This window comes from Pseudomonas sp. RIT-562 (assembly GCF_026241895.1).
Taxonomy (GTDB): domain Bacteria; phylum Pseudomonadota; class Gammaproteobacteria; order Pseudomonadales; family Pseudomonadaceae; genus Aquipseudomonas; species Aquipseudomonas mandelii_F.
The window spans coordinates 1-204 of record NZ_JAPJIV010000102.1 but is presented as its reverse complement, the minus strand read 5'-3'; the positions used below and the strand labels follow the sequence as shown (position 1 = coordinate 204).

The following is a 204-nucleotide window of genomic DNA, read 5'->3' as shown; positions in this document are numbered from 1 at the left end:
AGCTTGAAGGTCAGCTCAGGGTGATTGTTGATCGGCAGACCGGTGCTGGTGGTCAGGGTCACGGTGTAGGTGACTTGGCCGCCTTCCGCCACGGTAGTTTTGTCTGCGGTCAGGGTCGCAAACACTTCACTGGTGGTGTCGCCGATGGTGACCGAAGCTGGGCCACTGATGGTTGGGTTTTCCAGCGGCGCGCCATTCGAGGTG

1 protein-coding gene is annotated in these 204 nt (G+C 60.3%); it reads right to left on the bottom strand.

The genetic code is table 11. The features are described from left to right. On the bottom strand, positions 1 to 204 hold a 204-nt coding region (locus ORL50_RS29260), incomplete at both ends, for a hypothetical protein (protein WP_266020137.1).